Source organism: Paracoccus sp. 22332 (genome assembly GCF_052045125.1).
In the GTDB taxonomy this organism is placed as follows: domain Bacteria; phylum Pseudomonadota; class Alphaproteobacteria; order Rhodobacterales; family Rhodobacteraceae; genus Paracoccus; species Paracoccus haematequi_A.
Window position 1 is genome coordinate 1 of record NZ_JBQEOI010000093.1, and the last position, 4,130, is coordinate 4,130.

General features: G+C 64.8%; 7 protein-coding genes. 3 read left to right on the forward strand and 4 right to left on the reverse strand.

Annotated features, from left to right (window positions below):
• Window positions 1-99: 99 nt before the first annotated feature.
• Window positions 100-573, reverse strand: coding sequence for an AzlC family ABC transporter permease (locus tag ACTJI6_RS23675; RefSeq protein WP_440803979.1), 474 nt, complete (start codon window positions 571-573; stop codon window positions 100-102).
• The gene (locus tag ACTJI6_RS23680) at window positions 534-824 is read right to left on the reverse strand and encodes an AzlC family ABC transporter permease (RefSeq protein WP_440803976.1); all 291 of its coding nucleotides are present in this window, start codon (window positions 822-824) and stop codon (window positions 534-536) included. Before ACTJI6_RS23680 ends, ACTJI6_RS23675 begins: the two co-directional genes overlap by 40 nt.
• A gap of 126 nt (window positions 825-950) precedes the next feature.
• Here ACTJI6_RS23680 and ACTJI6_RS23685 point away from each other — a divergent pair, with 126 nt between their 5' ends.
• On the forward strand, window positions 951-1,415 hold the full coding sequence (locus ACTJI6_RS23685) for an Lrp/AsnC family transcriptional regulator (protein WP_440803974.1): 465 nt from the start codon (window positions 951-953) through the stop codon (window positions 1,413-1,415).
• Between the two features lie 450 nt (window positions 1,416-1,865).
• On the opposite strand, the gene ACTJI6_RS23690 is transcribed toward ACTJI6_RS23685, so the two are convergent.
• Window positions 1,866-2,942 (reverse strand): ABC transporter substrate-binding protein, encoded by a 1,077-nt coding sequence (locus ACTJI6_RS23690; protein WP_440803972.1) that lies wholly within the window; start codon window positions 2,940-2,942, stop codon window positions 1,866-1,868.
• Here ACTJI6_RS23690 and ACTJI6_RS23695 point away from each other — a divergent pair.
• Together ACTJI6_RS23695 and ACTJI6_RS23700 are read left to right on the forward strand one after the other, a co-directional pair.
• Entirely contained in the window at window positions 2,941-3,210 is a 270-nt protein-coding gene (locus tag ACTJI6_RS23695; RefSeq protein ID WP_440804193.1) for a hypothetical protein, read from the forward strand. The genes ACTJI6_RS23690 and ACTJI6_RS23695 overlap by 2 nt on opposite strands.
• Entirely contained in the window at window positions 3,200-3,406 is a 207-nt protein-coding gene (locus tag ACTJI6_RS23700) for a hypothetical protein (protein ID WP_440804196.1), read from the forward strand. The genes ACTJI6_RS23695 and ACTJI6_RS23700 overlap by 11 nt, the downstream gene beginning before the upstream one ends.
• Window positions 3,407-3,924: 518 nt before the next feature.
• On the opposite strand, the gene ACTJI6_RS23705 is transcribed toward ACTJI6_RS23700, so the two are convergent.
• On the reverse strand, window positions 3,925-4,130 hold a 206-nt coding region (locus tag ACTJI6_RS23705; protein ID WP_440804198.1), incomplete at its 5' end, for a helix-turn-helix transcriptional regulator.

The window sequence follows — 4,130 nt, forward strand, 5'->3', positions numbered from 1 at the left end:
GGCTCACGGTCCGGTCGCGCAGCAGGAGATAGCCGTCGATCCGGGTCAGATAGGTGACTAACGCCATCATCAGGATGGTGAGGATCACAAGAGGGTCGATCATTGCGGCCTTGCCAGCAGATATGCGGCGATCACACCGGACAGGGCTCCGGCCGGCACATACCACGCCCCCGGAAGCGCCAGATACACCAGAGCCGCGCAGACAAGGCTCACGAGCCAGGGCAGCGCGGCGCGCGTGCCCTTCCACATCCCGGCCAGCATGACGAGGAACACGGCAGGGAAAGCCATGTCGAAGCCGAAGCGGGTGGCATCCCCCAGCACCGGTCCGATCACGGCGCCCGCGGCAGTTGCCGCAATCCAGGTGAGATAGAGCGCAAGGGAAAGCCCGAGATAGTATCCGAGATCGAGCTGTCCGCCGCGGCGTTGGGCGTCCGCCAACCCCATTGCCCAGGACTCGTCGCACATCAGGAACAGCGCCGGCAGGACCGTGCGCCGCGGCAGGTGGCGCACCATTGGGGCAAGAGCCATGCCCATCAGCAGATGCCGGCTGTTGACCAGGAACGTGATGGCCACGAGAGCGCGACCTGAGGCGGCGACGTCCACATGGCGATGGCCGCGAACTCGGACCCGCCCCCGAAGTTCAGCCCGGTCAGCAGGGGAACCTCAACTGCCGACAGCCCTTTCTGGGTGGCCTGGGCACCGAGGACGAGCCCGAAGGGCAGGAACCCGAGCAGCACCGGCACGGCATCCCGCAGTCCGCGCATAGCCCCAGCAGGGGAGGGATATTCAGTCGGTGGCACAAAGGCCAGGTCGCTGTCCGCCATGGGCATCACCTTGGTTGTCTCGCGCCTTTGAATAGCCTATTGCCCGTGGCATTTGTCGCCTTTCTTGCTGATATTCTCTGTGGTCTTGGACTATGATTCTGCTGCAGGAATAATGATTAGAATCCTATGCCAGCTGAACTCGACCGCATCGACCGCGCGATCCTGAACGCTCTCCAGGAGGACGGCCGCCTGCCGAACAACGACTTGGCGGAACGGGTGGGCCTCTCGCCCTCTTCCTGTCTCCGGCGCGTGCGTCTTCTGGAGCAGCGCGGCGTCATCACCCGCTATGTCGCGCTGATCGATCCTGCTGAGGTCGGCATGGGCATGACGTTCTTCGCCCGTGTTTGGCTGACCGGCCAGGACGAGGACACCGTGAACAGCTTTGTCGATGCGGTGAAGTCACTCCCGCAGGTCGTCGAATGCCACCTGATGGCAGGCGATTGCGACTTCCTGCTGCGCGTGGTGGGCGCAGACATCGACGCCTACCGGCGGTTCCAGGCAGAGCATCTGGGCCGGATCAAGGGCGTCCAGAGCATCAAGACCGAGATCCCCATGCAGAAGGTCAAGCAGACCACCGCCATTCCGGTCTAGAAGATGCCTTGAGTGCGTCACACTTCGTCAGCTGTCCGCAGAGCAGCCGCTTGGCGGTGCCGTTACCGCTATACTCGGAGAGCAAATGAAGTGTCCGTTAGACCATCCCCTTTCGGACATCAAAGATGAAACCGCGATCTTGTGGATAACAGTATTTGCGCGAGTTTAGATCACCACTCGCCGCAGTGACCCGCCTTACTTGCGGCTATACTGCTGACACAGACATGGCGGATTGCCACCGAGGATTTCTCGGCACTGCGCTGGCGCACGATCGATTGAAGGGAACCGGCTTCTTCCAGAACCTTAACATCATCGCCGACTCGGACGATCCACATGATCTATTCAAGATTCTGACTCGGGCGAGGACCTTATCCACCGGGGTATAGCGCGAGGGCGAAGCACTCTGACAAGATCGCGCAAGGCTCACCCCTTGCGCGATTTGTCCTGCCGTCAGCTTGCCGAGAGCCAGGCGTTGAAGCGCTCTGTCAACTCGGACTCGTGATCGACCCAGAAGTCATAGGACGACGCGAGTGCGTTCTTCATGTTGTCTGGGTTTGTCGGCATGTTCGGGGCCATCTCGGTTTTGCCGTCCTGGTAAAGACCGACCAATGGCGCCGACGATTTGCGGGCCGGGCCATAGCTGATCCACTTCGCCTGATCGGCCAGCCGCTGCGTGCCGGTGGCAAAGGCGATGTATTCCAGTGCCGCGTCCTTGTTGGGCGCGCCTTTGGGTATGGCGAACAGGTTGTATTCATAAACCTGCCCGTCCCAGACCATGTCGAAGGGGCGGCCCTCCGACACGGCGGCGTTGAAGATCCGGCCATTATAGGCGGTGGACAGCACCACCTCGCCGTCGGCCAGAAGCTGTGGCGCCTGCGCCCCGGTTTCCCACCAGACCACGTCATCCTTAATCGTGTCCAGCTTGGCGAAGGCACGGTCCACACCCTCGGGCGTGGACAGCAGGTCGTAGACCTGATCCGCCGGAACGCCGTCGCCCATCAGCGCCATCTCCAGCAGCGCCTTGGGCGCCTTCTTCAGGCCGCGCTTGCCGGGAAACTTCGCCGTGTCGAAGAAATCGACGATGGTCGTGGGCGGGCTGTCCGGAAAGCGGGTGCGGTCATAGGCATAAACGGTCGAGAAGACGATCGATCCCACGGCGCAATCGCTGAGACCCTGAGGCAGAAAGTCGTCGGTCGCTGGGGTGCCGTCCGGGGCAGGGGGCAGAATAGCGGAGTCGATCTCCTCCAGCAGACCTTCATCGCACAGGCGGATGGCATCGGCATATTCGATGTCCACCACGTCGACGGTGACATTCCCGGCCTCGACCTGCGCCTTGATCGGGATGGCCGGATTGTCGCTGTCGACCGATACGACGGTAATGCCGGTATCGGCGGTGAAGGGCTTTTGATAGGCCTCGACCTGGCTCTGGCTGTAGGTGCCGCCCCAGGACATGACAGTGATCTGTTCCGCCATGCCGGCGGACGCGATTAGAACAAGGGCAGTGCCGAGGATGAGAGACGTCTTCATGATGCTTCCCGTGCTGGATGGCCTCAGCGGCCACAGCCTGGTTCATGTCGCCGATCCGGCGCCGATGCTGATGACGGACCCGGCGGTGCGGACCCGCGCCGACCGGCGCCTGCGCACGGCGCTGCGCCGCGCCCGCCAGCTTCTCACTACGGAGTATCACTGGCTGCTGCACCTCGCGGACCGGCTCCGCGCCGAGCGCATCGTCACATATGGCGAGGACGGACTTGAGCGGCCCGGCCCGGACCCGGAGGCGCGCCATGAGCCGTGAGGCCGGCCTCCCGGCGCTGCTGGCCGAGGCGCGGGACGAGGCGGCGGTCCTGGGCGAGATCCTCGATCTCATCTTCCTGGCGGCCGAGGGCCTTGGCGACAGCCATGGGGCCGCCCTGGCCCGCGGCGCCATGCTGGCCCGCGCCCGGCTGGACCAGCTGCGGGACCTGCTGCGCGACGCCCAGGCGCCGCCGTGACGGGCCTCGCGCAGGAGGCGCGGGGTCGTGGACACGGCCGATGCGCGCTCCGCGGGATCGTCCGGCCTGGACGGATCCAATGCCTTTCCCAGGCTCGCAAAGGCCTCCCTTCAACGTCCCACCGGGGATTTTAATAAAAAGACTAAAGAAACCCTGACCATCTGCCCCCGTCCGGAAGACCTTTGTCCAGGGAGCGTTGCCAAAACGGAAAGCCGCCGAAAGCCGACCAAGTCCCGAACGTCTTTCCGGGGAGATGAGCATGAAACGCGTCGGGGATGCGCGACGCCGCGTCTCGGGACAAGGTCGGCGGGCGTCGTGCAGGCTTCGGGGCGAGAGCGGGATCCAATCGGTGCCGGGGCATCATCAGCCGCATGCTGGCGGTCCGTTTCCCGCTCTGTCCTGCTCGCCGTTCAGGAGCAGCCCGAGGCTCCACACCGGCGCCGAACGATCCGCCCCCTCTCCCCTGGAGGTTGCCGCTCCTGGGCGCCGATGCCGCGTCGCGCGTCAGCACCCCCCGGTCAGGCGGCGGGACCGTCGCGCTCCGCCTCCGCCTCGCGGATCAGCTCCGACAGCGGCGTCTCCAGCCGGGCGGCCAGCCTGGCCATGGTCAGCAGGCTCGGGCGGTGCTTGCCGGCCTCGAGCAGCGAGACATAGCGCGGGCTGAGCCCGGCGCTGTGGGCAAGCTCCTCCTGCGCCATCCCCCGGGCGGTCCGGTGGCGGCGCA

Excerpts from the sequence above, each read along its gene's own strand:
- ACTJI6_RS23690 (WP_440803972.1), bottom strand. The coding sequence starts at position 2,942 with ATGAAGACGTCTCTCATCCTCGGCACTGCCCTTGTTCTAATCGCGTCC.
- ACTJI6_RS23685 (WP_440803974.1), top strand. The coding sequence starts at position 951 with ATGCCAGCTGAACTCGACCGCATCGACCGCGCGATCCTGAACGCTCTC.
- ACTJI6_RS23700 (WP_440804196.1), top strand. The coding sequence starts at position 3,200 with ATGAGCCGTGAGGCCGGCCTCCCGGCGCTGCTGGCCGAGGCGCGGGAC.
- ACTJI6_RS23680 (WP_440803976.1), bottom strand. The coding sequence starts at position 824 with ATGGCGGACAGCGACCTGGCCTTTGTGCCACCGACTGAATATCCCTCC.
- ACTJI6_RS23695 (WP_440804193.1), top strand. The coding sequence starts at position 2,941 with ATGATGCTTCCCGTGCTGGATGGCCTCAGCGGCCACAGCCTGGTTCAT.